The sequence below is a fragment of the Acinetobacter junii genome (assembly GCF_018336855.1).
Taxonomy (GTDB): domain Bacteria; phylum Pseudomonadota; class Gammaproteobacteria; order Pseudomonadales; family Moraxellaceae; genus Acinetobacter; species Acinetobacter junii.
Genome location: NZ_CP059558.1, coordinates 2,859,162 through 2,885,163, shown reverse-complemented (window position 1 = coordinate 2,885,163; position 26,002 = coordinate 2,859,162). Strand labels below are relative to the sequence as shown.

The window sequence follows — 26,002 nt, the reverse complement described above, 5'->3', positions numbered from 1 at the left end:
TACTCTAAAGTGTCAAGTCGCTTTATGAGTTTGCTTTATAACCTATTGATAATGTTATAGATGGTTAAAAACGATGTCGCACGCTAAACCGAACAAAACTAAAGATAGAATTTTGCAAATCAGTTTGCAGTTGTTTAATGAGCGTGGAGAGCGTTCGGTTACAACCAACCATATTGCGGCTGAGCTGGGGATTAGCCCTGGCAACTTGTATTATCACTTTCGTAATAAACAAGAAATTATCAAAGAGTTGGCTCAGCAATATCAGGCTGAGACATTGGAAATGTTAGCCTTACCCGTTGATCGTCCTCTCAATGCAAACGATAAAATTAGTTATTTTCAGGTGTTAAGCAACCAACTTTGGGCTTATCGCTTTATTCATCGTGATGTTTATCATCTTGTAGAAAATAACGAAGACTTTAGAAAAATCTACCCGCGATTTGCAGGGCAAGTGATGCAACAAGGTCAAAAGATTTATCGTGCCTTTGTGGATGCTGGTCTGATGAAGATGACCGATTCTGAAATTGAGGCATTGATTATTAACTTGTGGATCGTTCTTACCAACTGGACTAACTTCTTGTACATGTCTGGGCATATTAGTGATAACACACACTTAGAAGAAAAGTGGGTTTGGCAAGCATTGAGACAGATGGTGTTTTTAGAAGGACCATATTTAATGGGTGAAAGTCGTCAAACTTATGAACAGTTGCTCCAGTCACTTGGTCCATCCGATTTGTTTGCAAGTTTATCCAACCTTAAAAATGACGATGAGTCGTGATCAGGTATTTAGTCAGACGCAAAAAAGAGCTAGAATGCTCGGCTTGATTTTAATTTGATTTGAATAAGTGATATTAACCACATGAACACGACCACTGCCAATACAGCACGTTTACTGATTACTTGTGAAGACAAGCCGGGAATCGTGCAAGCTGTATCGAGCTTTTTGTATCATCAGGGAGCAAACATTACCGCACTTGATCAATACGCGACAGAAGCTCAGGGCGGACGTTATTTTATGCGTGTTGAATTTGAACTTGATCATTTGCAATCTCGTAAAGAAGCCTTGATGCAAACCTTTGCTGCTAACGTTGCTGAGCGTTATGAAATGCAGTGGAAACTGACTTTTGTAAATGAATTGAAGAAAGTTGGTATTTTGGTTTCAAAAGTTGATCATGCTTTATTAGAGCTTTTATGGCGTCATGCACGTGGATCATTGCCATGTGAAATTACTCAAGTCATTTCAAACCATCCTGATTTGCGTGATGCTGTTGAAAACTTTGGTATCCCATTTCACGTTGTGCCAGTGAATAAAGACAATAAAGTTGAAGCTTATGCACAGATCAATGACATGATGCAGGGCAACGATTTATTAATCTTAGCCCGTTATATGCAGATCTTAAGCGAAGATTTTGTTGCTCAATGGGAAATGAAGATTATCAATATTCACCATTCATTCTTACCTGCTTTCGTGGGCGCAAACCCATATAAACAAGCATATGAGAAAGGGGTGAAACTGATTGGAGCAACTGCGCATTATGTAACAGCTGATCTTGATCAGGGACCAATCATTGAGCAGGACGTTGAACGTGTAAGCCATGATTATAACGTGGAACAATTACGTGAGCTTGGTGAAGACGTTGAACGTAACGTGTTGGCACGTGCGGTCAAATGGCATTTAGAAGACCGTATTATTGTTGATGGCAACAAAACCGTTGTTTTTCAATAAATAAATTAAAAAAATAAAGCATGCATAAACGCGTGCTTTTTTTTATGTATTTATTGTAATGTTATAACATTATTTTTGTTGGTGACTTGTTGTGAACTAATCGGCAGATTCACAAAAAAATAGTTGCAAATGAAAACACTTCTCATTTATTATTACGGCACTTTTATTGTTCTATCCGATGATTGAAATCGCTTTTTCGAAAGTATCATCATCTATTAGGTACTTAGATTCTTATGAGTCAATCTCCTGCTACATTCAACGCACCTTATTCGATGAAAAAGAAAGTCATCGCTGCTCTTGTTGCAGTTGTGATTGGACACGCTGGCGTTTTGTGGGCGGTGAGCCACATGAAAACGATTGAACTGCGACCAATTGAAAAAGAGCCTTTAAAAGTAAAGTTTGTTAAAATTAAAGAAGTCACACAGCCTGAATTACCTAAACCGAAAGAACAACCAAAACCTGAACCTAAAAAAGAGGTGAAAGAAGTCAAGGTTGTTGATAAACCATTACCGCCGCCTAAAAAAGTCGAAAAAGTTCAGCAAGTCAAAACTGAAACACCAAAACAAGTGATTCAGAAAACAGAACCGAAAGTCGAACCTAAGATTGAAACGAAAGTTGTCAGTACTGTCGTAACAGAAAAAGTGGTTGAAAAGCCTCAACCTGTTCAAGAAGTTGTGAAACCACAACCTGCGGCTGACCCATCACCAAAACGTGTTTCAATTGGAGGTGCTGGTATTCAATGGAGCCGTTCGCCAAAAGTTTCATTTACCCCGAGAGATTTAGAAAATCAGACTCGTTTGATTACGGTGTATATTGAAGCTGATGAGAAAGGTCGAGTGACTACGGCACGTATTACCCGTAGTAGTGGCTTACCGAATTTAGATGAAAAAGCATTACGTGCAGTGCGAAATGCTAAATTTAAACCGTATATGGAAAATGGCGTTGCTTACCCGATTAAAACAGAGCAACCGTTTGAGTTTAATCCTTAATCAATTTGAGTCCTTGTGACAGATTAAATCAGGAGTTCGTATATGAACTTTTCAGTTTATTGGCAACATGCAGATGCAGTAAGTAAAACTCTGTATTTCATCCTTTTAGCAATGTCGATTGCAACGTGGACGATTTTTATTCTACGTTTAATGGGAACTCGCCAATTAAAACAACAGGCTTATGCTCAACTTGCTCAAGCTTTGACGTCGCTCAAATCTAAACTACAACCATTGACGTTTGAACAACGTAAAGCGGTTGCTGAGCAAGCATTGTTACGTCAAATTTCTGCTGAAAAGTCTCAAGCGGAAAAAGGCGTATCTGTATTGGGTACCATTGCTTCGATCGCACCATTCGTTGGTTTGTTTGGTACAGTCTGGGGAATCTTCCACGCGCTTGTTGCTGTCGGTAAGAGCGGTCAAGCAGGTTTAGCTCAAGTAGCAACACCAGTGGGTGAGGCATTGATTATGACGGGTCTTGGTCTTGCAGTTGCGATTCCTGCGGTACTTGCTTATAACATCTGTGTACGTTTCAATCGTGGTTTAGCACACGACTTACAAGATCAGGCACATAGTTTATTGATCGATACGATGTTGCAACAAGAAAGCACGACGAAAACCGAAGCTAAAGCGACTCAACAAAGTTTAGTTGGAGGTCAAGCTTAAAATGGGTTTCCAATTGGGTGAAGACCACGACAGTGGTATGAATGAGATGAATCTCATTCCTCTGATCGACATTATGTTGGTATTGATGATTATTTTCTTAGTCACAGCAACGGTTGCTAACCCATCAATTCCATTAAGCTTACCAAAAACCACGGCTGAAATTATTGATCCACCGCCGAAAGCCATCACCATTAGCATTAATCAAAATGGCGAAGTTGCCTGGGATGCTCAGATAATTAGTTTAGAAGAGCTAGAAAAGCGTTTCCAAGAAGCGGGACAGGCTGAACAAAAACCTACGGTTCAACTGCGTGCAGATAAAGAGTCGAAATATGATACGGTTGCTCAGGTGATGTCGCGTGCCAGTGAAGCAGGTTTGAGTGATATTGCCTTTGTCAGTGAAAATTAAAATGATTTAGGATTTAAAAAAGCAACTCATCGAGTTGCTTTTTTTATGTCTATTCTGTTTTAAGAAGCTCAGTAAACTTACAGCGTAGTTTAGAGAGCTTTGGGGGAATGCTAAAATTGCAGTAACCTTGTGAAGGATTACGCGCATAAAAATTTTGATGATAATCTTCAGCTGGGTAGAACGTTGGCACGGGGCTTAGCTCTGTAACAATATTTAAACCCTCACTGATTAGGTTTTCAATCATTTGCTGCGCTTGTGCTTTTTGATCATCATTAAAATAATAGATGACCGAGCGATATTGCGTACCAATATCATTCCCTTGACGATTTAATGTTGTTGGATCATGTGTGGCAAAGAATACATTTAATAAATCACTATAACTGATTTGCTGTTCATCAAAGTCAATTTGCACGACTTCAGCATGTTGAGTATCACCTTGGCATACTTGTTCATAACTTGGGTTTGCAATATGACCACCGGCGTAGCCACTCACGACTTTTTCAACACCTTTAAGTTGTAGAAAAACAGCTTCTACACACCAAAAACAACCACCGCCAAATAAAGCTTGTTGCATGTAACTCCCCAATTTTTATTTTAAGAATGCTACTAAAGTAAACGAACCCATAAAAAAGTAAAGCCCTAAGAGTCAGTTAAGTCTGTACTTTTTATGGGGTGAATTAGATTTAATGGTGTATGTGCGCTGATGAGTTAAATTGAATCAGTACCTTTCCAGATTGATCGAGTAGTTGCAAAGTATTCGCCTTCAAACTGTAACGTTGTGTTTGCGATAAAGCATCTAAATATTGGCGTGAAACAGCTGCATTATCGCCTATACAAGCCATTTTAGTTGACATGACAGGTCCCAGTTTTAATTGATTATTTTCAGTTTTAAATGAACCGCGAATTCGGTTGCAACCATCTGATCCACTAAAGCTTTGAGTTGAGCTTTCAAATTGAATATGTGGACTACGAGGGTTATTACTTGAAGCAAGTTGTGTGCCTTGAATTTGTGTTGCAACCCAAGTGCTATGATCAAGCGTTTCAGCTGAGTTTAATGATGTTATCGTAGCGCATGCACTCACGATGGCTGTAGTTGCTAAACCTAGGCTGATGAGAAATGGTTTTAACATAATTTTATTTCCTTATTCATGTGAATATTTTATTTTAATTGCGAATTAAAAAAATGAAGAATGGCTGTGGATTTCGTGTCGGTATGTAATCTAATCTGCTGTTGGAATACCTAAACGGATTATTTTTGAGAAATTTTCACTACTTTGATCCATTTGTTGATCAAATTGCTCAGCACGAGGATTAATATGTGCTAAACGATACCAATCTTTTAAGCTGTAATTTTGGTTGAGCACTTCGAGATCATATAAATAATTAGGTAAGTATCCAGAGGCAAGCAATCGATAATCTTTAGGTAGTTGTTGGGGATTAATTGCTTGAGCCATATCAAATACCAGCGTAGTACAGTTACTGGTTAAAGTATTGTACCATTTTGCTTCTGCTCGTAATTCATCTGCCTTATGTAAATACTCTATAAATAATGCCTTACGTTGATCTGCGGGCATTTTGATTGGAAATAAATACACTTGCTCATGACGAACGTTACTGCGTGTATACACAATATCTTTTTCATCTGATGCAACTAGACTAAGTTCATATTTTCGAAAAAAACCTCCCACAGCAGAGAATTCTTCGCCTTTTTCTTTTCGGATTTCAATCGAGAAGACCAGTGGTTTTTGATCTGAAAAATTAAAACTTACTAGGGTGTGTGCAATCTGTGGACCCATCCAGTAGGAAGTAATGACATTAACACCTGTAATTTTATTTAAATCTATTTTGCGATCTTCCCAGTGTATTTCATAGCTTCCATCTGTATGCCAGCTAAAGTTCCGAATATTATGCAAATGGACAAGATCACCTTGTTTTTCATAGTAAAGTTGCTGTGCAACTTCTGGATCCCATTCACGGTCTTGCTTGGCTTGAATGGAAAAATACCAGATCAATGAACAAGCAAATGCAAGGCAGTAAATAATGATATCTGTACGACGGCTGAAAAGATGACCACTAACGTATACACCAATTAGACTTAAAGCAAAAATGGTCCAGACCACAATCACAATACGACTGAAGACTGAACCAAGAGGCTGTTGGATCCAAAGTGCAAGACATAACCACACGCTAGACAGGACCACAAATAAGGTGAAAAGGCTATGGAGCAGACCTATTCCTAAAGCGAGAAAAAACTCACGAGATCCAATATTCTGCATAGTCCTGTGCGATCCATTATTTATTTTTGATAGGTCGCAAACTCAAACTTAACCAACGATTTTTCATCTTGATGATGTTCTGAGTTTACTTTTTGGAAATCCTCAGAGATTTTCGGGTAATGTGCATCACCTTGTACATCTAAATCAACATGAGTCAATTCCAGACGATCAGCGATGTTGAGGGTTTGAGTGAAAATCTCTCCACCACCAATAATAAATAAAGACGCTTTTTCAGAATGTTGTACGTCTGTAAGTGCTTCATTTAAGGCATCTTCAATGCTATGAGCGACCTTTACACCTTCAAATTGCCATGATGGATCACGAGTAATCACCCAATTCACACGATTAGGTAGCGCGCGACCCATAGACTCTAAAGTTTTACGACCCATGATGACAACGCCACCTTGAGTAATCGCTTTGAAATGTTTTAGATCAGCAGAGATATGCCAAGGCAATGCATTGCCTTTGCCGATACAGTTGTTCTTATCCATTGCGACAACGTGAACAACTTCGATACCTTGCCATGCCATTTTCTTGATCTCACTTATCGTTAAACTGCTACAGGTGCTTTAATTGCTGGATGTGATTCGTATCCTACGATTTCAATGTCTTCAAACTTAAAGTCGAAAATATCTTTGACATCAGGATTGAGCTTTAACTGACATAACGGTAACGGTTCACGAGTAAGTTGTAATTTGGCTTGCTCAAAGTGGTTTGCATATAAGTGTGTATCACCACCAGTCCAAACAAAGTCCCCAACATCTAAACCACAGACTTGTGCAATCATATGGGTGAGTAGGGCATAGCTAGCAATATTAAATGGCACACCTAAAAATACATCTGCACTACGTTGATAAAGTTGGCAAGAGAGTTTGTTATCATGCACAAAAAATTGAAACAGGGTATGACAAGGTGGTAAAGCAACCTTACCTGCCTCATTTGGATTCCAGCCCGAAACGATTAAGCGACGTGAATTCGGATTGGTTTTGATTTCATTGACGAGCCATTTAATTTGGTCAAAACCATTTTGTTGGTAACTACCATCTTCATTTTGAGTAGCACCAAAGTTACGCCACTGATGCCCATATACAGGACCAAGCTCACCTTCAGGTCGACCGAAGCGAGCAGTTTGCTCAGCAGTTGCCCATTCATCCCAAATAGTGACTTTATTGTCTTTGAGATATTGAACGTTAGTATCACCTTTGAGGAACCAAAGAAGCTCAATTACAATTGAACGAAAGTGAACTTTCTTAGTGGTTAGTAATGGAAAACCTTTAGAAAGATCAAAACGCATTTGATGACCAAATACCGAACGTGTACCTGTACCTGTACGGTCACCCTTGTCACCGCCATTGTCTAGGATATGTTGTAAAAGGTCTAAATATGTACGCATAACGCTCTCTAAAATCGTTTGTGAACTTACATGTTAAACAGCTTAATCTGCTCAACATCTTTGATAGGGAATGATACTTGATTATTCCTGCTTATAATATTTGTATTCTTTAAAAATACAAAGAGCGCTCTATAAGCGCTCTTTGTTTCTAGTCATCTTTATTCAGTAACAAAGGTTACTTTGCCATCAGCAAGGGATTTAACACGTGCTAAAGATTCCACGCGATAACCTTTTTCAAGTAATACATCTCGACCTGGTTGGAATGATTTTTCAATCACAATACCCACGCCTACAACTTCAGCATTTGCTTGATGAATAAGATCGATTAAACCTAATGCAGCTTGACCATTTGCCAAGAAGTCATCAATAACCAACGCTTTATCAGTTGAATTAAGATGCTTGTTTGAAATAGCAATTGTGCTTTCAGTCTGCTTAGTGAATGAGAACACTTTAGAACGATAAAGATCATCTTTTAAAGTCAATGACTGGTATTTACGAGCAAAAATCACAGGAACACCAAGCTCTAAACCTGCCATGATCGCAGGTGCAATCCCAGATGCTTCAATGGTAATAATCTTAGTAATGCCTGCATCTTTAAAACGCGCAGCAAACTCTTTACCAATCTGTTGCATCAACACAGGATCGATTTGGTGATTTAAGAAAGCGTCAACTTTCAATACTTGATCAGATAGAACGATACCTTCATTTAAGATTTTCTGTTCTAAAGCGTACACGGGAGAATCCTCTAAACGGATGCTTTTTCAAGCAAAGGCATATTTTAAAAAGCATCCAAAAAATTGCAAGCTAAAATTGACCAGATGGTTAATTGGTTTTACCCGAATAGCCAGTCAATAATAGTCCATAGGATGATTTACCATCATTATGTGTCACTTTTACAGGAAGATAATCTAATTTTGGAGCTAACCAAAATACGGTATTGCGTTCAGGTTTGCTGTGTTGTAACACGACTTTGATCGTATTAAATGTTCCATAACTGGTTTTAATACTTTCAGTGCCTTGTTTAATAAAACGTCGCTCATCGACACCTTTCGCATCCGAAATATAATAACGTGGTTGCAAGGTATTGCCGTTTTTTAAATCTTCACGAACTTGTAACTCAGCATTTAACTCGTCCAAAACACCAGCTTGCCAAGCAAAAGAACGTTTCTTGTCATCTTTTTGGGTGTTAATCACTTTAGCACTTGGATTGAAGTTAATATTCATCGTGTTGTTGTGCACTAAAATTTTACTGGTACGACTGAACTTTTGTGAAGTGATTTTGTTATCTGAGAAAGCAAATTGACTGGTTTCAGATGCAGAAGCAATACCACCCGCTTTAGCAACAAATTTATACGTCCAGTTGTTGCCTTGCTGAGATAATGTACGTGTTGCTGAACCTAAATTCTTGTTGTTATAACTAAATTGATAGCTCGCTTGGAATGGCGCCATTGCATAGGCATGGCTAAAGAAGCTTGCACAAGCAAGTGTTGCAGAAGTTACCGTTGCAATACTCAAAAACTTAGTAAATTTGTTTGTCATAGCATTGTGTCCTTTGGATGAGCATTGGATTGGATCATCCAGATATCATTACGATTTGTTGTTATTATGCCTGTAGATTATGAAGAAAAGATCAGGTTTTTTACTAAGCGCTTGTTAATTTTTCGTATTAATCATGAAGTTGGGAATTTCTGTGGCAGAGTATAAATAACATGCTGCCACAGGGTGTTTAGAATTATCTTTTTGAGTCTTTTTGCTGGATTGGAGTAACTTCGCTAATATCTAAATCATCTTCCTCATCAAATTCACTGGATGGGGAGAGGATCGCTGTAAGATTCACATTTCCCCAAACAATTAATTCTGCTGGTCGGACACGTGCACGATTTACATGAACCTTACTCAGGGTTTCAATAATACTTGGCTTTTTACTAAACCAGCGATTTAAATCTAGATAAAGTAAATCATCTTTTACGGTTACGACTTCAAAGTGTTCTAAAATTTTCCCTAAAGGATCTTCCTCACGAAACTTTTGGTAATACCAAATCGCAAGATGAAAGCCCCATTTTTGGAAAATGTTTTTGAAACTCGCTTCAATCACTTGAGTGTTACTAATTTGCTCAAAAACCATAAGTTGAACATCTTTATTCATTTCCATTTGCAACAGCTTTAAGTCAACAGAAAGGGTGGTATGTAGACCTTTGACGTCTATCGTCGAGTACAGTCTTAACCAGCCATCATATAAATCAGCATGCAGGTCTTTAATGATTTCAACTTTTTCGGTGACATAACGCTCCATCGTCGCGTTCACAAATACTTGTGAAAGCGAAAACTCTCTTTCTTCTTCGATGAATTCTTCGGCTTTTTGGTAAACTTTACGTAGACGTTTAACAACAGATGAAATTAGCGTTTGCATAAAAGTTGTTCCAGAAAGTGAATTGTTTTAGATAGCAATGCCACGATCTTTGTAATAACTAAAAAATAAAAATAAATTTCTGACTTGCAGTGTAGCAAAATTAATTGCTACATTTTCATAAAATGATGGTATGGATACACTGTAACTATAAGTGGATCATATTTTTGTAAAATTTTGAATACTGGTTCGGCTTTTTATACGGCTTTGCCGTTGGGGATGAGGCAATTTTTGCCGCTAAGATGCCATGTGGAATAAAATAAATTTTCGTTCGGAGTTGTCATCTCATTGGTGGCAAGACTCAATTTTTGTAGGGGCTGTGATTTTAGCATTGCTTCTGCATTTGGCTGTGCTTGCGGTACAGTTTGCTATGCCAACTCCATCCGATACCTCCACAAAGGAAATCGCAGTTTCTATTCGCCCTAGTACCGATAAAGTAGAAAATGCTGATTTTCTCGCTCAAGCCGATCAAAAGGGTTCTGGTGAGTTTCGAGAAGCACATCGCATGTCGAGTGATATGCCTTCACCGATGCAAGCTGATGCGACTACAGGTGAAACTGAGTTTGAAAGCTTAGAAAAAATTCAGCAAAAGCGAGAGTTAAAATTTGAAGAAAAAGTTTTAATGACCGTATTGAGCTGGCAGAAACAGGCAGAACAAAGCGAGCGTAAAAAAGCCTTAGAGGATTTACAAAGTCAGTTCCAAGCAAAAGCTGCGATGGTTGCTAGTCTTGAAGCTCAGTATTTACAGCGACAACAAAATTTTAGCCGTAAACAACGGATTAAAACGGTAGATGGTATTCAAGCTAAACAGGATGCTTCTGCTGCGTATTTAGATAAATTCCGCCAAAAAGTTGAGCTCTACGGAAATCGCTATTATCCAGATGCTGCTAAACAACAGCGGTTATCGGGCGAAGTTAGATTAATGGTTATTCTGAACTCACAGGGTGGGATACGTGCAATTCGTTTAATTGAGAGTTCGGGGCATTCTATTTTAGATGAAGCAGCTAAGGCTTCAGTGCGCCGTGGTGCTCCTTTTGGTGCATTTGATTCCACGATGAAGAAGGATATTTCTGAATTACGTATCATTCGTACTTGGCGTTTTGATCCAGTGGATGCTGAGTTTGAAGTGCATTAATTTTAAAAAATAAATCATCTATCAAAAGCTATTTAATACAATTAGATAGCTTTTTTTATTGTTTTTCATTTTTCATTTTTTACAACACTGCATTACATTTCAGAAATAAAACTTGAGTTGATAATAAAAATAATTATCATTTGCATTGTTGTTTTAACTGTTTTGTATGCGTTCCTTTGCTGAAAAGTAAATGCTCTGGGGGAGATCGGCGCATGCATTTTTAAATCTCATATCTTTGCATAAGGAAATTTCCCATGCATCAATCTCAGACATTTCAATCTTTTAAGGCCCATCCTCTTATGTTGGCGATGGCGATATTACTTCCTTCATTTGCCTCTGCAGAAACCAGCACCTCTTCATCGACAGTTGTACTACCTACGATTAGCCTCAAAGCACAAGATGATCAATCCTCAGTTACAGAGGGAACTCAAAGTTATACTGCGAAGAGTTCAAATACAGCGACTAAGTTGAGTCTATCTCTTCGTGAAACGCCACAATCCGTTAAGGTTTTAACTCGTGAGTATTTGGATGACGCCAATATCAGTTCTTTTCAGGATCTATTAAATAACGTCACAGGTGTGTCAGTTAACCAATGGGATGAGCGTCAATATCCTACAGCGCGAGGCTTTGATGTCGACTATTATTTATTTGATGGTGTTCCCAGTAATGTGGGGATGGAAGCAAATGATCCTGATTTAACAATGTATGATCGCGTAGAGTTGGTCAAAGGTGCAAACGGTTTAATGACTGGTGCTGGTAACCCAGCAATAGCTATCAATATGATTCGAAAGCATGCGAATGCGAAAGAACTAACTGGGCAGGTAAGTACTTCTTTGGGTTCATGGAATGCATGGACGAGCTCGGCAGATATTTCTACACCATTGAATACGGATGGAACAGTTCGTGGCCGTGTCGTGGTAAAGCACGAAGACACTGACTCTTTTATGAAAGGGTATGAGAAAAACAATAATGTTGTATATGGGGTGGTTGATGCTGATATCAGCGACAAAACCTATGTCTCTGTTGGGGCTGGTTATCAAAACTTAGAGCGTGATGGAGTACGGTGGGGCGGATTACCAGCATTTTATAGTAATGGTCAACGCGTCGATTTTGATCGATCCAAAACAGTAACTTCTGATTGGACTTATTGGAATACGGACACCACCACAGCCTTTGCAACCTTGAAACAAAATCTATTCAATGATGTGAATTTGCATGTGAATTATGCATATCGTGAAGTAAAACAAGATACTGCATTGCTCTATTTGTGGGGGAGTTTCGATAAAACTACAAATACCAGTAAAGGTACATTAATGACTTGGTCTGATGCCACTAAGACGAAAGAAAATAATATTGATACTTATCTTTCTGCTCCCTTTTCTATTGGTGGTTTAGAGCAAGAAATTGTGGCGGGTTTTATGTATAACCAAGCACAAAAAGACACATGGTATTCAGGTAATCCTCAAATTGCATCAGATGCGGTACTTGATTTTGATCATCCAAATGTACCGCTATTAGCATCAATTCAAAATAATAATGTCTATCAAGTTCCTAATAAAACGACTCAAACAGGCGCTTATTTGGCAGGTAAATTTAACTTAGCTGAGCCTTTGAAATTAATTACAGGCATACGGTTATCAAACTGGAAATATGAGAGTGATGATGGTGTAGGAAATAGAAAATTCAAAAATGAAGTAACTCCATATGCAGGTTTAGTTTTTGATTTTCTTGATCAGTATTCTTGGTATGCGAGTTATACCAGTATTTTTAAACCAGAAGATAAACGAGATATAAATAAGCAGTACCTTGATCCACGAGAAGGTAAAAGTTATGAGACAGGTTTAAAAGGGGAGTTCTTAAATGGAAAGCTGAATGCTGCTTTATCGGTATTCCAAACCAAACAAGATAATGTTGCAGAAGAAACAGGAACTTTTATACCGAGTCCAGATGGAACCCCAACAACAGAAAAAGCGTACCGTAGTGCTGATGGTGTCGAAAGCAAAGGTGTTGAATTTGAGTTAGATGGAGAAATTGCCAATAACTGGAATTTAAGTTTTGGTATTGCTCATTTCAATGCCAAAGATGCTCAGGGTAATGAAGTGCAAACGATGTCTTCAAGAACCAATGCCAATTTATTCACTAAATATAAGTTAGATAAATGGAGTGTTGGCGGCGGTATAAATTACAAGAGTAAGTTTTATACAGGAGATGGTGACAAACGCATCACACAGGATGCCTATGCTTTAGCAAATTTAATGCTTGGCTATGATATAGATTCAAATATTAAAGCTCAGATCAATTTGAATAATATTTTTGACAAAAAATACTATACAGGCATTGGCGATAATTTGATGGTGTATGGCGCACCTCGTAATGTGACCTTTACATTACGATATCAATTTTAAGAATTGAAAAAGCGGCTGAAATTGTATTCAGCCGCTTTAAAATTGTGGATAAGTTCTCACTTATTCATAATCTATTTGTACTTGAGTAAGTCCGTTCGATTTTGCAGATTTCGATATTAAAATGCTGGTACCATTTTTCTTTACCTAAGTGTTGGGCAACTAAATGCTCAGCATCTTGTTGCCATCGTTGAATATCTTCGAGGCTGTTCCAGTAAGACAACGCTATTTCAAAATCATTTTCACAACATGCTTCAAACTTAACACAGTGATATTGGCCGATTGCTTTATCTCTAAGCTTTTGTGCCATTTCGGTGTAAGTAGAATCCAATTGTCTAATGGTGGATTTAAAAATAACGATATACATAAGACTCAGGCTTAATTTTCATCAGCTTGGTAAGGATTACTGATCCCAAGTTTTTTCAGAATCTCAATTTCCAAAGCTTCCATTTCTTCAGCTTCGGCTTCACTGGTTTCATGGTCGTAGCCGAGTAAATGTAAAATCCCATGCACGAGTAAGTGAGTGAAATGATCACTTGGTGTTTTTTGTTGCTCTGCTGCTTCTTGTAACACAACAGGAATACAGATGACCAAGTCACCTAAAGGCTCTGCTTCGAGTAAGCTGAGCATTTCTTCTGGAATATTGCTTGGAAAAGACAAGACATTGGTTGGTTTGTCTTTCTCTCGGTATTGCAAATTCAGTTCATGACTTTCTGCAAGATCAACGCAAGCAATGCCAATCTCACAATCTGCGTCAAAACCAACATGACGTAATGCAGTTTCAATTTGTTTTTTGATTTGACCACGCTTCAATGGTAAATCATTGGCTTGAAAGTCTTGTTGAAGACTTAAATTGATTTTCAAAATAGATCCTTAAATATAAATTGCATCTACAAACTTAGAGTGAAACTCAATGGGATAGAAAGAAGACTGGAGGAATGCTTTACTGCATATTGATCCAATTTGTTGCATCATTTGTCTTTTCATGTGCCATCTTTCAAAAAATTGATGATCCATAAGTTTGCTGACAAAACACAAAACTATCCTCATTTAGATCTCTGTAGGCTACTCACACTCATATACTTAACTCGGTAATGACCATGGAGCCTACAGATTTCAAGTGTCTTTTTTCAATATCACACTAAAAGTATATTCATTAATGTTGAGCGTCAGCTTTCTCATCATTTTCTGCTACCAGTGCTTCTTGTCTCGCTTTACGTTCAGCACGAGCTTCTGCTGACAAACGTTGTTGTTCGCTATCCCAGCCTTCATAAGCTTCGACAATTTTTTGTACCAGTTGGTGACGCACTACATCTCGAGAGTGGAAGCGCGTGATATGAATTTCATGGACGTTTTCAAGAACACGTAAGGCATGAGCCAAACCTGATTGCTGACCACGAGGTAGATCTACTTGTGTTACGTCACCCGTTATCACCGCTCTTGAACCGAACCCTAGGCGTGTAAGGAACATTTTCATCTGTTCAGGCGTTGTATTCTGAGCTTCGTCCAAAATGACAAAAGAATGATTCAGTGTACGTCCGCGCATATAGGCGAGAGGTGCTACTTCAATCACTTGGCGTTCAATGAGTTTAGCTACTTTTTCAAAGCCCAGCATTTCATATAGGGCATCGTAAAGTGGTCGAAGGTAAGGATCAATTTTTTGAGTTAAGTCACCTGGTAAAAAACCAAGTTTCTCACCTGCTTCAACTGCAGGACGTACTAGTAAGATACGTTGAATTTCATTACGTTCGAGCATATCTACTGCTGCAGCGACTGCAAGATAGGTTTTACCTGTACCCGCAGGCCCGATACCGAAGGAGATATCGCTTTGTAAGATACGTTGTACATAGCGTTTTTGATTCGCGCCACGTGGATTGATGCGGCCTTTACGCGTTTGTAGCCAAACGTTATCAAGCCCAGTATGTTCTTGATCAGAGTCATCCAAAAATTCACGATCAGTTTGAGATCCTTGAATCATTAAATGAAGTACATCCGCACTGATTTGAGAAGAAATTTCAGATTCTTGAAAGAGCCGTTGCAAAAGTGCTTCGGCTCGTTCGACCGCTTCGATATCACCGTCTAAGTAAAAGGCATCGCCTCGGTGAGTTATTTTGACATCTAAACGTTGTTCGATTTGTTTTAAATGCCCGTTATACGCACCGAGCATGCTTTTTAAACGTTCCATGGAAATTTCAGGGAACGTTACTGTACGTCGAATCGCTGCAGTCAAGAGAAACCCTTTATGTTGTCTTGTAAGAATACCCTTACATTACGCCACGTCAGGTTCAAGATTCAAGAGTTCACCATAAACTAAATTTAAAGTTTTGATTTCAGTAATCTCAATTTCAGCAAAACGTCCAACCCAAGTTGCATCACCGATAAAAGTAACAAGACGAGTGTTGTCCGCTGTACCGATCAGAAGATTTGGATCTTTATCAGAAACTTTTTCAATCAGTACGCGTTCAATTTTACCCAGCATCGCATCAGTTTTATCGATACTAGATTGTTTAATCACTTGTTGTACTTGTGCTAAACGATCTTTTTTCACTTGCTCTGGAGTGTCATCAGGAAGTTCAGATGCAGGTGTACCAGGACGTTTTGAATAAACGAAACTATAAGAGTGGTCAAAATCTAAATCTTTAATAAACTGCAAAGTCTCAGCGAAGTGCTCATCCGTTTCGCCAGGGAAGCCAATAATGAAGTCACTTGATAAATGCATATCAGGGCGAACTTTGCGTAGTTTTGCAATTTTATCGATGTAGACATCAATCGTGTGATTACGCTTCATGGCTTGCAATACATCGTTTGAACCACTTTGTACAGGTAAATGCAAATGCGAAACCATCTGAGGCAAATCACGATAACATTGAATCAACTCATCAGAAAATTCTAATGGGTGAGAGGTGGTATAACGTAAACGACCAATCCCTGGAATTTCAGCAACTAAGCGCAATAATTCAGGGAATGTGCAAATGCCACCTTCAAAGGTTTCACCACGATAACCATTTACATTTTGACCAAGCAGGCTAATTTCACGAACACCTTTTTCTGCCAATCCAGCAATTTCTGCTAACACATCATCGAGAGGGCGCGAAACTTCTTCACCGCGTGTGTAAGGGACTACGCAGAATGAACAATATTTCGAACAGCCTTCCATGATCGAGACAAATGCTTTAAAACCTTCAACACGTGGTTCAGGTAAGAAATCAAATTTCTCAATATCTGGAAAAGAAATATCAACTAATTTGATTTTTTCTTTCTTTGGCTTTTCCACTTGGGCTTGATGTTGATCTAGCATTTGTGGCAAGCGGTGTAGGGTTTGTGGACCGAATACCATGTCGACATAAGGTGCGCGCTTTTGAATGTTGTCACCTTCTTGAGAAGCAACACAGCCACCGACACCAATCACTAGGTCAGGATTTTGTTCTTTCAGTTTGCGCCAGCGACCAAGCTCACTAAAGACTTTCTCTTGCGCCTTTTCACGAATTGAACAAGTGTTCATTAACAAGATATCAGCTTCGTTTGGATTTGTGGTCAGAACGTAGCCGTGTGAGTCGCCAAGCAAATCTGCCATACGATGACTGTCATACTCATTCATCTGACACCCTTGAGTTTCAATATACAACTTCTTCATTGAAACATCAGTGGTGTGCGTTGGCTGGGTAACAGTGTTTTCTGAGGCAGCTTTTGTAGCACTAGGAGTGAATGTTTGAACCGTCATGCAGGCTCCTAAACGAGGTGGATTTAAACAAACCGCGGATTATAGCAGCATTTTTGAATGTTCGCTGAGAATAAAAAAATGACAAAAATGGACACTTTGTGGATGAAAATACGTGAATTTTAATGAATATGAATCAGCAAGTTACATAACACAACAATAGTAAGACTTGAGAGTTATTAAACTATAATCGCAGGCGAAATTAGGCAAATGTATCGATGAAGATGAATAAGCAACACAATTCAGTTCCACACCTCAAAATAAAACTAAATAACAAGAAAATCTTACAACGTAGTTTTGTTGTCGGTGGTTTGCTTGCGTGTTCGTCTGTATATGCTTTAGATGATCAGTTTAATGATGCTTTACGTGCTGCGAATGCGGGGAATACCGCATTGCTTGATCAGTACCAATATGAGATGCAAAATGATGTTTTAGGTTACTACCCAGAATATTGGAAATTGAATAGTAATCTTGGGTTTCAGCCAGCATCTTCAATTATTAATTTTGCGCAACGATATCCAAAGTCTGCAATGGCTGAAAAGTTAGCAGCAGATTATGTTGAAGAAAAAGTAAAACAAGCCAACTTTAGTGAGGCAAAACCTGTCCTCAGTTATGTAACGAACCCTGATCAAGACGAAAGTTGTGCTGTGGCGCAGGTTCGAGCTCAAACTGGGGATAGTTTGGTTTATGCAGAATATAAGGATATTTGGTTGGCAACAAATACCCAACCTGAATCATGTAATGGTTTGGGGCGTATGATGTTATCAAGCCCCTTAATGACTGCTCAAGATCGTCAACAACGTTTATGGGGACAACTTAGAGCTGGTCAGTCGGGGCAAGCAATTGCAACTGCACAAACTATGGGTTTAAGTTTATCTCTGGCCCAGTTTAATCAAATTCAATCTAATCCTCTCGCGTACCTATGGAGTGCGCCAAAAGCCAATGACGCGGATTACGCCTATTTAATTTTTGCGTTGGGTCGCGTAGCAGATAGTGATTTAACTAATGCTTTAGGCAATGTGCAACGTGTTACTCAAGATTTACCAAGTCCAGTACAAAAATATTTGTATCGTACTATCGGCTATGTTGGTGGTACAACCGTAATGAAAAATGGTTTTAATCGTGAAGTATTAAATGCATTTGATAAGAGTTATGGTTATCCATTTAGTCCCGAAGAAGCTGAAATTTATGCGCGTCAAGCGGTGCGATTTGGTGCATGGGAAAGTGTAATTCGTGCAGTAGACTCAATGTCGGTTACACAAAAACAAGAAGATCGTTGGCAATATTGGTTGGCTCGTGCATCAGAGCAAAGAAATGACAAAGACTCGAAGTTAGCAGCTCAACAAATTTATCGCAAACTAGCGCAGGCTGGTGATGATTATCACAACTTGCTTGCTAAAGATCGTTTAGGTGAGCGATACAATCATCAACCTTATAACGAACAACCAAGCGCACAAGATATTCAGCGTTTAAACCAAAATATTCACTTTAGACGTGCATTCGCTTTACGTGATATTAATGCCCCTGCCAATTATACCAATAGAGAATGGAACTGGGCTGTCAGACAGGCTTATCTACAAAAAGACGATGGTTTATTATTGGCGGCTGCTAAGCGCGCACATGATATGGGCTGGTATGATCGAGCAATTTATGCGGCTGATCGAACTAGCACTCGACACAATGATACCTATCGTTTTGCAACGCCGCATCGTAGTAATGTGACTAGTCATAGTTACAATGCTGGTATTGATCCAGCTTGGGCGTATGGTTTAATGCGCCAAGAAAGTCGATTCGTGACCACAGCGAGGTCGCATGTCGGGGCTGGTGGTTTGATGCAGATCATGCCAAACACAGCCAAATTAGTCGCACGACAAATGGGAGAAACCTATAACCCTGCGGCATTGAGTGAAATGAACACGAATATTCGATATGGGACATTTTATCTTTCGATGATTCATGGTCAATTGAGCGGAAATGCAGTGCTTGCGACAGCGGGGTATAATGCTGGCCCAAATCGTGCACGTCGTTGGCAACCTGATTTTCAACCAATTGCGGCTGATCAATACACTGAGTCAATTCCTTTATTAGAAACACGTGACTATGTAAAACATGTCATGACCAATGCAACACACTATGGGGTAGTGTTAGGGCAGGGACCTCAATCTCTGGAAAAACGTATGAGTATTATTCCTGTACGTAATGAACCTTAACGCATGGCATCGTTGAACTTGAGATAATGAAGTTTTTGTATTTGATGAAATCAATGTGCTTGATGAAGGAATCAATGTTTAGGGCTATACAGATACTAATCTGTTATTTAGCTCTTTCATTTGCTGTTCCATTATATGCAGCGGACAAAGCTGATATTGCTGGATATGTGATGCATGTCCAAATGACACCTGCTGTCTGTTCATTTGATTCTTCACGCCAAAAACAACGTAAATGTTTAGAAGGTTATTCTCTGACGATCTCAAGTTTATTACCTGAAGTTCCTGTTGGTCGAGACTGTCAAACAAAATCATCGGCTAAATTATCCCCCCTACAAGCTAAAGTGGTTGCACGTGTGATGCCTGATGAAAATGCACGGGTACAACTTTGGCAAAATGTCGGTGGCTGTGTGCCAATGAATGCGAGTCAGTATTTCAGAACGATTATTAATTTTGCAGAAAGATTAAAAATACCTGCTGATTTGACCAGCCCTAATACGATTGAAGTACAAAAAGAAAATTTAAGGCAGCAATTCACTAAATTAAATCCTTCTCTACCACCCAATGGAATTCGATTTACTTGCCAAGCATCTAAATTTGACTCTATTTTGACTGAGATTCGAGTGTGCTATCAGAAAAATGGTCAGTACAAACAGTGTTCGAGTCATGTGGTCACAGGATGTCCAAGTGAATTTACAATTAAAGGAAGTTATTAAGCTTTTTTTCTGAATTAATTTGTATTTTCTATCAGACTTTTGTTGAAATCCATTCTCTTTTACATGCATCTGCGTTCGCTTTAGAGTACAATCTTTGCCGTTTATGATAATTCGGTTGAATAACAAAAGAATTCAATCGTGCTAACGCATCTCATTGGAGAATATCACATGAAGCAACCCGTTCGTGTTGCCGTTACAGGCGCTGCAGGTCAAATTGGTTATAGCTTATTATTCCGTATCGCTAGCGGTGAAATGTTAGGTAAAGATCAACCTGTAATTTTACAATTGCTTGAAGTTCCTTTTGAGAAAGCTCAACAAGCGCTTAAAGGCGTAATGATGGAACTTGATGACTGTGCTTTCCCATTATTGGCAGGCATGATCGGGACTGATGATCCAGAAGTTGCATTTAAAGATGCTGACTATGCGTTATTAGTAGGTTCACGTCCACGTGGTCCTGGTATGGAACGTGCTGACTTATTGAAAGTAAATGGCGAGATCTTCATTGGTCAAGGTCAAGCTTTAAATAAAGTTGCTAGCCGTGATGTTAAAGTATTAGTTGTTGGTAACCCAGCAAATACAAATGCTTACATCGCAATGAAATCTGCTCCAGATCTTCCAGCGAAAAACTTCACAGCTATGTTGCGTCTTGACCACAACCGTGCATTAACTCAACTTGCTCAAAAAGCTGGCGTTGCAGTTTCTGACATCGAGAACATGACTGTTTGGGGTAACCACTCTCCAACTATGTATGCTGACTACCGTTTTGCAACTGCAAATGGCGTAAGCTTAAAAGACAAAATCAACGATGCTGAATGGAATAAAGATGTATTCCTTCCAACAGTTGGTAAACGTGGTGCTGCGATCATCGAAGCGCGTGGTTTGTCTTCTGCTGCTTCTGCTGCAAACGCTGCAATTGACCATATGCGTGATTGGGCGTTAGGTACAAATGGCAAATGGGTAACTATGGGTATTCCTTCTGACGGTTCTTATGGAATTCCTGAAGGTGTAATGTTTGGTTTCCCTGTAACAACTGAAAACGGTGAATACAAAATCGTTCAAGGTTTAGAAATTGACGAATTCAGCCGTGACCGTATCAACTTCACTCTTAACGAGTTAGAAGAAGAACGTGCAGCGATTGCTGACATGGTTAAATAATTTATCATTTTGATAAATTATGAAAAGCACTCTCTTGTAGAGTGCTTTTTTATTTTAAGAACACAAAATACAACAAGAAAATATAGAGATATGCCTGCAAGTGAATACAGTTTATTGTTAGATTATTTATTAGATCGGTTTTACCTAAGGAGAAGAAAAAATGTTTGAACAACAACCAACACTTGAACTTTTATTTGAACAATTGGGGCTTGATGCAGATGAAGTTTCGATGGAAAACTTTATTAAAACTCATCAATTGAGTGCTAGCCAGAAATTACACGAAGCTGATTTTTGGAGTGCTGGGCAACGAGACTTTCTTAAGAGTCATTGGGATAAAGATGATGAATGGGCTATCGTGATAGATGAGTTGAATCAGCAACTACATGTTGATAGTACAACTTAATAAGAAAAGCTCACATCAGTGAGCTTTTTTATGGATTAAACTTATGAACCATTCTTCTTGGCGGGCTTGATTAAAAGCTGGATGTGCATTTAACAACTGCAAGTCGTGATCTACACATGCCACATATTTTTTTAACCAATGTCGAGTCATCGCAAACTCTTCTTTACTTGCAGATGCATAAGCCAAAAAGAAGTAAATATCTAGATGATCGTAGTGAGCGAGAGGCTTTAGGATTTGTTGTGTAATAATCGCAAAACGTTGTTCTTTGGTTAGCTCAAAATAAATCATATAAGCTTTGGCTAAATGCAACGAGAGATCAAGATAAAGGCTTAATGGCATTTCCTCAAATTCAATTCGAGCTTGCTCAAGTAGCACGATGGCTTCTTGCAAGAAATGCAATTGTTCTTGACGGACATGACTGAGTACAACCAATTGCAGACGTAAGTCAGCTCTTTCTAAAGCAAGTTCAGGTGTATTTTCACTTAAATAGAGTTGGTCTGTTTCACCAATTCGATTTACTACATGTTTCGTTTCATTTGACATCAGTTTATCCAAAACCTTGATCTATGCATGCATATATAGGGCTTTATTTTGCAATTTAAAGGTTTAGGCATTCCAAAGCGAATTTCCACTGCGTAACCATGCTGTAATTGATAGACGTTGCTGTTTTGAAAGCAACACTTCATGTAGTAAATCACTTTGGAAGATAGCAAGCCGATTAGGCAATGGTTCAATGGTATGCCATTGTTCATTTTTATCTTGCAAGCGTAACTGACCGCCAAAGTCTTCTTGCCACTGTTCATGTAAATAAAAAACAGTTGAAATCATGCGATCATTCTTTTTCTGAGGATTATCTCGATGTAATGCATAAAATTCACCTGCGTTGTAACAGGCAAAATGAGCTTCTACTTCTTTGATTCCCAAATAAAACGCTTGATTTAATAACTGAGACAAGTTCTTTAATGCATTAATATGTTGTTGCGCGATCGGTAATTGTTCATCAATCCACAATATATGATCGCTACGTATATGACTCACAATACCATTTTGAATGCCTGCAGCTCTGAACTCAGCAAGATGTGAATTGCATTCGTTTACTAGGGAGTTTACATATGCAGCAGAATAAACATTATCTATAACGGCAAAACCTGATTCATTTAAATCATCCAAAACTTTATCTAAATCCCACGATTCAGGAAGAGAACTTTGCTGCATATATTTCCAATAGAGCTTGATGAAGAGGCTGTATGATCTTAGTCGATCACATCAACGCTAAAGAATACTTTTTTCATTCGTGATAAACTACCCTTTGAATTGAGGAATAATTGTCAACATGAATTACCGTCACCATTTCCATGCGGGTAACTTTGCCGATGTTATGAAGCATGTACTTTTGCTTCAACTGCTCGCTCGTTTAAATGCTAAAGATAAACCTTATAGATATATAGATACCCATGGCGGTGCAGGTAAATATGATTTATCTACGTCTGAAGCACAAAAATCAGGTGAGTTTTTAACGGGTATCCATCGTTTGGTCAAGCTTGACGATTCGATTAAACGTAATGCACCTGAAGGCGTAAAACAATATCTTAAAATTGTTGAAGATATGCGTGCAGGTTCAGGTAAGGGCGCTTATCCAGGTTCACCTTGGTTTGCGCTTGAAGGCATGCGTGATATTGATAAAGCAACTATATTTGAAATGCAGCGTGATGTGTTTCAACAATTGTATTTTAATATTCGCGATAAACGTGCGGGCTTACATGAGCGTGATTTTTATGAAGGTTTGATGGGTGTCATTCCGCCTAAAGAAAAACGTGGATTGGTCATGATTGATCCACCATACGAAATCGAACGTAAAGATTTCCCTCAGTTAGTTGAGCTGTTACAAGCTGCACATAAAAAATGGCCGACAGGTGTTTTTGCTGTGTGGTATCCAATTAAAGATCGCGCGATGATTGACCGTTTTGAGAAGAAAATGTTTAAGACTGGTATTCGTCGTCAGTTGGTATGTGAAATTTGTGTATGGCCTGATGATACGCCAGTTGGATTAAATGGTTGTGGTTTATTGGTGATTAACCCACCTTGGAAATTTTCAGAAGATGCTGATCAGGCATTACAATGGTTGTTCCCTCATTTGCGAATGAGTGAAAATGGTGGTCATGCTGCTGTGCGTTGGTTGGTGGGTGAATAAGCCCATCAATGTCAAACTATTCTCGAGGAATTGAAAATAATGACAAATTCTCCTAAGTCAGATTCTGATTTGAAGAAAGAAGAGCTTTCTTTTGATGGGATCACCTTTGAAGTCGAAGAAGAAGAACAAACGCATGAAGGGCAAAAAGTTAAAAGACGCGGCATTTATTTATGGCCAAATCTGATTACAACAGCGGCATTACTTTCAGGTTTTTATTCGATCATCGCTAGTATGAATGGTAATTTCACTCAAGCTATTTATGCGATTTTCTTAGCAGCATTGTTAGATGGTTTGGATGGTCGAGTTGCTCGTGCAATCGGAGCACAAAGTGCTTTTGGTGAGCAGTATGATTCACTTTCGGATTTATTAGCCTTCGGTGTAGCTCCAGCTATTTTGATGTACAGTTGGAGTCTCAATGATTTGGGTCGAATTGGTCTAGCTTGTTGTTTTATTTACACAGCTTGTGCAGCATTTCGACTTGCACGGTTCAATGTACAAATCGGTGTAGTCGATAAACGTTACTTTATAGGAATAGCAAGTCCATTAGCTGCTGTAACCGTTATTTCAATGGTATGGGTGAGTCAAGATTATCCACTGGTATTTGATTTAAATGACATCACAATACAAATTATCAACGCCGTGATTATGGTTTCGATTGGTTTGCTTATGATTTCAAATATCAAATACTATTCATTTAAACAAATGGATCGTAAACGTGTTCCTTTTGTAGTCATGTTGCCTGTAGTCTTGATTTTTGCTGCAATCACCTACAATATTCCTGTAGGGATACTTGTTGTATGTATCATCTATGTGTTGTCTGGTTTTGTAACGACGCTATTAGCTAAAAAAAATGATTCCAAAATAACAATCTAAATAAAAGGAGGTTCGGCATGCCATTGTTGATGAATAATAGTCAATTAAAGCAGCTGAACCTCAACAAGTCAGATGCTTTAACTTTTTACCCACCCAAAGGTTTATTTAAAATTGTTTATCAAGGTTTGATTCTACCGAATCTACCTGCACCTTTTCATTATGTGAATTTCATTAGTTTGATTGGGCAACCTCGAATTCCCATTTGTTATAATCCAAGTGCAATTTCCACAACTGCGATCGATACAGCTACAGTGTTGGTAAGCAGTAGCTTATCAACAGTTGGACATCTAAAAAGTTATAGTGCAAAAGAACAGTGTCAATTTGAAACTGATTCATATCAATTCTTAGATGTTGATCAAATTCATGTTGATTTTCCAAACTATTACTTCAAACGAAATGACAATGAATTTAGCTGTGATTTAAGGGTAAATATCTGTTCTGAAATAGAAAATCATACAGCATTGCACTGGGGCGTGGCTGACTACTGGTATGTACAATGTCAGTGCGTTGGGGAAATTGTTTATAAAAATCAAAAATATTTGATTGAGACCAAAGGTATTTTAAAACATGCAAGGGCGGTATATTTACCTTTTATTGCTTTTCACTTTTTCACATATCAAATCATTCATATTAATGAAGAAATCCAAGTCATCCTTTCAGAATTGCGCAACCAATGGAATAACGTAATTTTCTCTCGAATTGAGGTTCAAACCAGCCAACAAGGTTCGACTCTTTATGATCGAAATGTAGTTTTTGATACCCTTAGGGTATATCCAAAGATTCAAACTCCTAATGGACGTGAGATGTATCTTCCACGTGAATTCATTTGGCAATATCAAGAAAATGAAGAAGTTATCTTTCAATTACACGGACAGAGTAGGGGCGATTATAAATTTGGTCTAGCGGCGGGTTATGTTGGTAGTTTTAGTTATGATTTATTTTGGAATAATCAGTCCTATCAAGGGAGTGGGTATTGTGAATACATCGATTGTCGACCTTTGCATTGGCAAGAAAAAAGTAAAACTGAACAAATCTTAGACCAAATTCCACATTTTCAGCCTTATTTGTGTAAAAAATAATCTATCAGTTTAAATATTAAAATAAATTCCAATAAATCGCTTGCAACCCTCCTGAAATGCTGTAGAATGCACATCCATCGGCGGTGATGCGGATAAAAACTTGTTGAGAAACAAGGATTTGGCTAAAGTGGTTAGATTCTTGGGTTGTTTGATAAGTTTTAAAAATATCTAAATTACCTGTTGACTTTAAAGAAATTTAGAGTAATATAGCCGACCTAGCTTGATGATGACGAATCATCGAGAAGATCATTAAGAGAATAGAAGAA

Annotated in this window: 28 protein-coding genes; 14 read left to right on the top strand and 14 right to left on the bottom strand. The window is 38.5% G+C overall.

What is annotated here, in order from left to right; all coding sequences use genetic code 11:
- The first annotated feature begins 73 nt into the window (after positions 1–73).
- From H2677_RS13340 to H2677_RS13320, 5 genes are all read left to right on the top strand, one after another.
- Complete coding sequence (locus H2677_RS13340; RefSeq protein WP_004957766.1) at positions 74–775, top strand: TetR/AcrR family transcriptional regulator; 702 nt, start codon at positions 74–76, stop codon at positions 773–775.
- A gap of 81 nt (positions 776–856) precedes the next feature.
- Complete coding sequence (purU, locus tag H2677_RS13335; protein ID WP_004916496.1) at positions 857–1,723, top strand: formyltetrahydrofolate deformylase; 867 nt, start codon at positions 857–859, stop codon at positions 1,721–1,723.
- A gap of 233 nt (positions 1,724–1,956) precedes the next feature.
- The gene (locus tag H2677_RS13330) at positions 1,957–2,712 is read left to right on the top strand and encodes an energy transducer TonB (RefSeq protein WP_212638730.1); all 756 of its coding nucleotides are present in this window, start codon (positions 1,957–1,959) and stop codon (positions 2,710–2,712) included.
- 42 nt (positions 2,713–2,754) lie between these two features.
- On the top strand, positions 2,755–3,375 hold the full coding sequence (locus H2677_RS13325; protein ID WP_004958871.1) for a MotA/TolQ/ExbB proton channel family protein: 621 nt from the start codon (positions 2,755–2,757) through the stop codon (positions 3,373–3,375).
- A gap of 1 nt (position 3,376) precedes the next feature.
- The gene (locus H2677_RS13320; protein WP_004916491.1) at positions 3,377–3,781 is read left to right on the top strand and encodes an ExbD/TolR family protein; all 405 of its coding nucleotides are present in this window, start codon (positions 3,377–3,379) and stop codon (positions 3,779–3,781) included.
- Positions 3,782–3,830: 49 nt separating this feature from the next.
- Here H2677_RS13320 and msrA read toward each other — a convergent pair whose 3' ends face one another.
- From msrA to H2677_RS13280, 8 genes are all read right to left on the bottom strand, one after another.
- Positions 3,831–4,355 carry a peptide-methionine (S)-S-oxide reductase MsrA gene (msrA, locus tag H2677_RS13315; RefSeq protein WP_004916488.1) on the bottom strand — a complete coding sequence of 175 codons (525 nt, stop codon included), beginning with the start codon at positions 4,353–4,355 and terminating at the stop codon, positions 3,831–3,833.
- Positions 4,356–4,464: 109 nt separating this feature from the next.
- Positions 4,465–4,911, bottom strand: a complete 447-nt coding sequence (locus H2677_RS13310) for an META domain-containing protein (RefSeq protein WP_212638729.1) — start codon at positions 4,909–4,911, stop codon at positions 4,465–4,467.
- Between the two features lie 90 nt (positions 4,912–5,001).
- Positions 5,002–6,057, bottom strand: a complete 1,056-nt coding sequence (locus tag H2677_RS13305) for an Lnb N-terminal periplasmic domain-containing protein (protein ID WP_004957778.1) — start codon at positions 6,055–6,057, stop codon at positions 5,002–5,004.
- A gap of 20 nt (positions 6,058–6,077) precedes the next feature.
- Positions 6,078–6,587, bottom strand: coding sequence for a dihydrofolate reductase (locus H2677_RS13300; RefSeq protein WP_004957782.1), 510 nt, complete (start codon positions 6,585–6,587; stop codon positions 6,078–6,080).
- Between the two features lie 20 nt (positions 6,588–6,607).
- Complete coding sequence (gene thyA, locus H2677_RS13295; protein WP_004957784.1) at positions 6,608–7,450, bottom strand: thymidylate synthase; 843 nt, start codon at positions 7,448–7,450, stop codon at positions 6,608–6,610.
- Between the two features lie 158 nt (positions 7,451–7,608).
- Positions 7,609–8,184 carry a xanthine phosphoribosyltransferase gene (locus H2677_RS13290; protein WP_004916475.1) on the bottom strand — a complete coding sequence of 192 codons (576 nt, stop codon included), beginning with the start codon at positions 8,182–8,184 and terminating at the stop codon, positions 7,609–7,611.
- An 88-nt stretch (positions 8,185–8,272) separates the two neighbouring features.
- Positions 8,273–8,989, bottom strand: a complete 717-nt coding sequence (locus tag H2677_RS13285) for a DUF3108 domain-containing protein (protein WP_004916473.1) — start codon at positions 8,987–8,989, stop codon at positions 8,273–8,275.
- Between the two features lie 193 nt (positions 8,990–9,182).
- Positions 9,183–9,860: a hypothetical protein gene (locus H2677_RS13280; protein ID WP_212638728.1), complete on the bottom strand. Its 678-nt coding sequence runs from the start codon at positions 9,858–9,860 to the stop codon at positions 9,183–9,185.
- Positions 9,861–10,104: 244 nt separating this feature from the next.
- Between H2677_RS13280 and H2677_RS13275 the strand changes: the two genes are divergently transcribed.
- Both H2677_RS13275 and H2677_RS13270 read left to right on the top strand, forming a co-directional pair.
- Positions 10,105–10,992: an energy transducer TonB gene (locus tag H2677_RS13275; protein WP_004957789.1), complete on the top strand. Its 888-nt coding sequence runs from the start codon at positions 10,105–10,107 to the stop codon at positions 10,990–10,992.
- 254 nt (positions 10,993–11,246) lie between these two features.
- On the top strand, positions 11,247–13,397 hold the full coding sequence (locus H2677_RS13270; protein ID WP_212638727.1) for a TonB-dependent siderophore receptor: 2,151 nt from the start codon (positions 11,247–11,249) through the stop codon (positions 13,395–13,397).
- 64 nt (positions 13,398–13,461) lie between these two features.
- Here H2677_RS13270 and H2677_RS13265 read toward each other — a convergent pair whose 3' ends face one another.
- The 4 genes from H2677_RS13265 to miaB form a co-directional block, all read right to left on the bottom strand.
- On the bottom strand, positions 13,462–13,761 hold the full coding sequence (locus H2677_RS13265; protein ID WP_212638726.1) for an antibiotic biosynthesis monooxygenase family protein: 300 nt from the start codon (positions 13,759–13,761) through the stop codon (positions 13,462–13,464).
- 11 nt (positions 13,762–13,772) lie between these two features.
- Positions 13,773–14,258 carry an rRNA maturation RNase YbeY gene (ybeY, locus tag H2677_RS13260; RefSeq protein WP_212638725.1) on the bottom strand — a complete coding sequence of 162 codons (486 nt, stop codon included), beginning with the start codon at positions 14,256–14,258 and terminating at the stop codon, positions 13,773–13,775.
- Positions 14,259–14,550: 292 nt separating this feature from the next.
- Positions 14,551–15,624, bottom strand: coding sequence for a PhoH family protein (locus H2677_RS13255; protein ID WP_004916462.1), 1,074 nt, complete (start codon positions 15,622–15,624; stop codon positions 14,551–14,553).
- Between the two features lie 39 nt (positions 15,625–15,663).
- Complete coding sequence (gene miaB / locus H2677_RS13250; RefSeq protein WP_212638724.1) at positions 15,664–17,115, bottom strand: tRNA (N6-isopentenyl adenosine(37)-C2)-methylthiotransferase MiaB; 1,452 nt, start codon at positions 17,113–17,115, stop codon at positions 15,664–15,666.
- Between the two features lie 215 nt (positions 17,116–17,330).
- Between miaB and H2677_RS13245 the strand changes: the two genes are divergently transcribed.
- From H2677_RS13245 to H2677_RS13230, 4 genes are all read left to right on the top strand, one after another.
- Positions 17,331–19,322, top strand: a complete 1,992-nt coding sequence (locus H2677_RS13245; RefSeq protein WP_212638723.1) for a lytic transglycosylase domain-containing protein — start codon at positions 17,331–17,333, stop codon at positions 19,320–19,322.
- A gap of 26 nt (positions 19,323–19,348) precedes the next feature.
- Positions 19,349–20,035: a ribonuclease T2 family protein gene (locus tag H2677_RS13240; protein ID WP_171057508.1), complete on the top strand. Its 687-nt coding sequence runs from the start codon at positions 19,349–19,351 to the stop codon at positions 20,033–20,035.
- Between the two features lie 168 nt (positions 20,036–20,203).
- On the top strand, positions 20,204–21,190 hold the full coding sequence (locus H2677_RS13235; RefSeq protein WP_004916445.1) for a malate dehydrogenase: 987 nt from the start codon (positions 20,204–20,206) through the stop codon (positions 21,188–21,190).
- 160 nt (positions 21,191–21,350) lie between these two features.
- Positions 21,351–21,593 (top strand): DUF2789 family protein, encoded by a 243-nt coding sequence (locus tag H2677_RS13230; protein ID WP_004916443.1) that lies wholly within the window; start codon positions 21,351–21,353, stop codon positions 21,591–21,593.
- Between the two features lie 15 nt (positions 21,594–21,608).
- Here H2677_RS13230 and H2677_RS13225 read toward each other — a convergent pair whose 3' ends face one another.
- Both H2677_RS13225 and H2677_RS13220 read right to left on the bottom strand, forming a co-directional pair.
- Entirely contained in the window at positions 21,609–22,136 is a 528-nt protein-coding gene (locus tag H2677_RS13225) for a hypothetical protein (RefSeq protein WP_125298787.1), read from the bottom strand.
- A 63-nt stretch (positions 22,137–22,199) separates the two neighbouring features.
- Positions 22,200–22,808, bottom strand: coding sequence for a 2OG-Fe(II) oxygenase (locus H2677_RS13220; protein WP_004957814.1), 609 nt, complete (start codon positions 22,806–22,808; stop codon positions 22,200–22,202).
- 118 nt (positions 22,809–22,926) lie between these two features.
- On the opposite strand from H2677_RS13220, the gene H2677_RS13215 reads away from it, so the two are divergent.
- The 3 genes from H2677_RS13215 to H2677_RS13205 are packed head-to-tail and all read left to right on the top strand — an operon-like array spanning position 22,927 to position 25,736.
- Complete coding sequence (locus H2677_RS13215) at positions 22,927–23,784, top strand: 23S rRNA (adenine(2030)-N(6))-methyltransferase RlmJ (RefSeq protein ID WP_004916432.1); 858 nt, start codon at positions 22,927–22,929, stop codon at positions 23,782–23,784.
- A gap of 39 nt (positions 23,785–23,823) precedes the next feature.
- On the top strand, positions 23,824–24,657 hold the full coding sequence (gene pssA, locus H2677_RS13210; protein ID WP_004957817.1) for a CDP-diacylglycerol--serine O-phosphatidyltransferase: 834 nt from the start codon (positions 23,824–23,826) through the stop codon (positions 24,655–24,657).
- Between the two features lie 17 nt (positions 24,658–24,674).
- On the top strand, positions 24,675–25,736 hold the full coding sequence (locus H2677_RS13205; protein ID WP_039047591.1) for a DUF6670 family protein: 1,062 nt from the start codon (positions 24,675–24,677) through the stop codon (positions 25,734–25,736).
- Positions 25,737–26,002 lie beyond the last annotated feature (266 nt).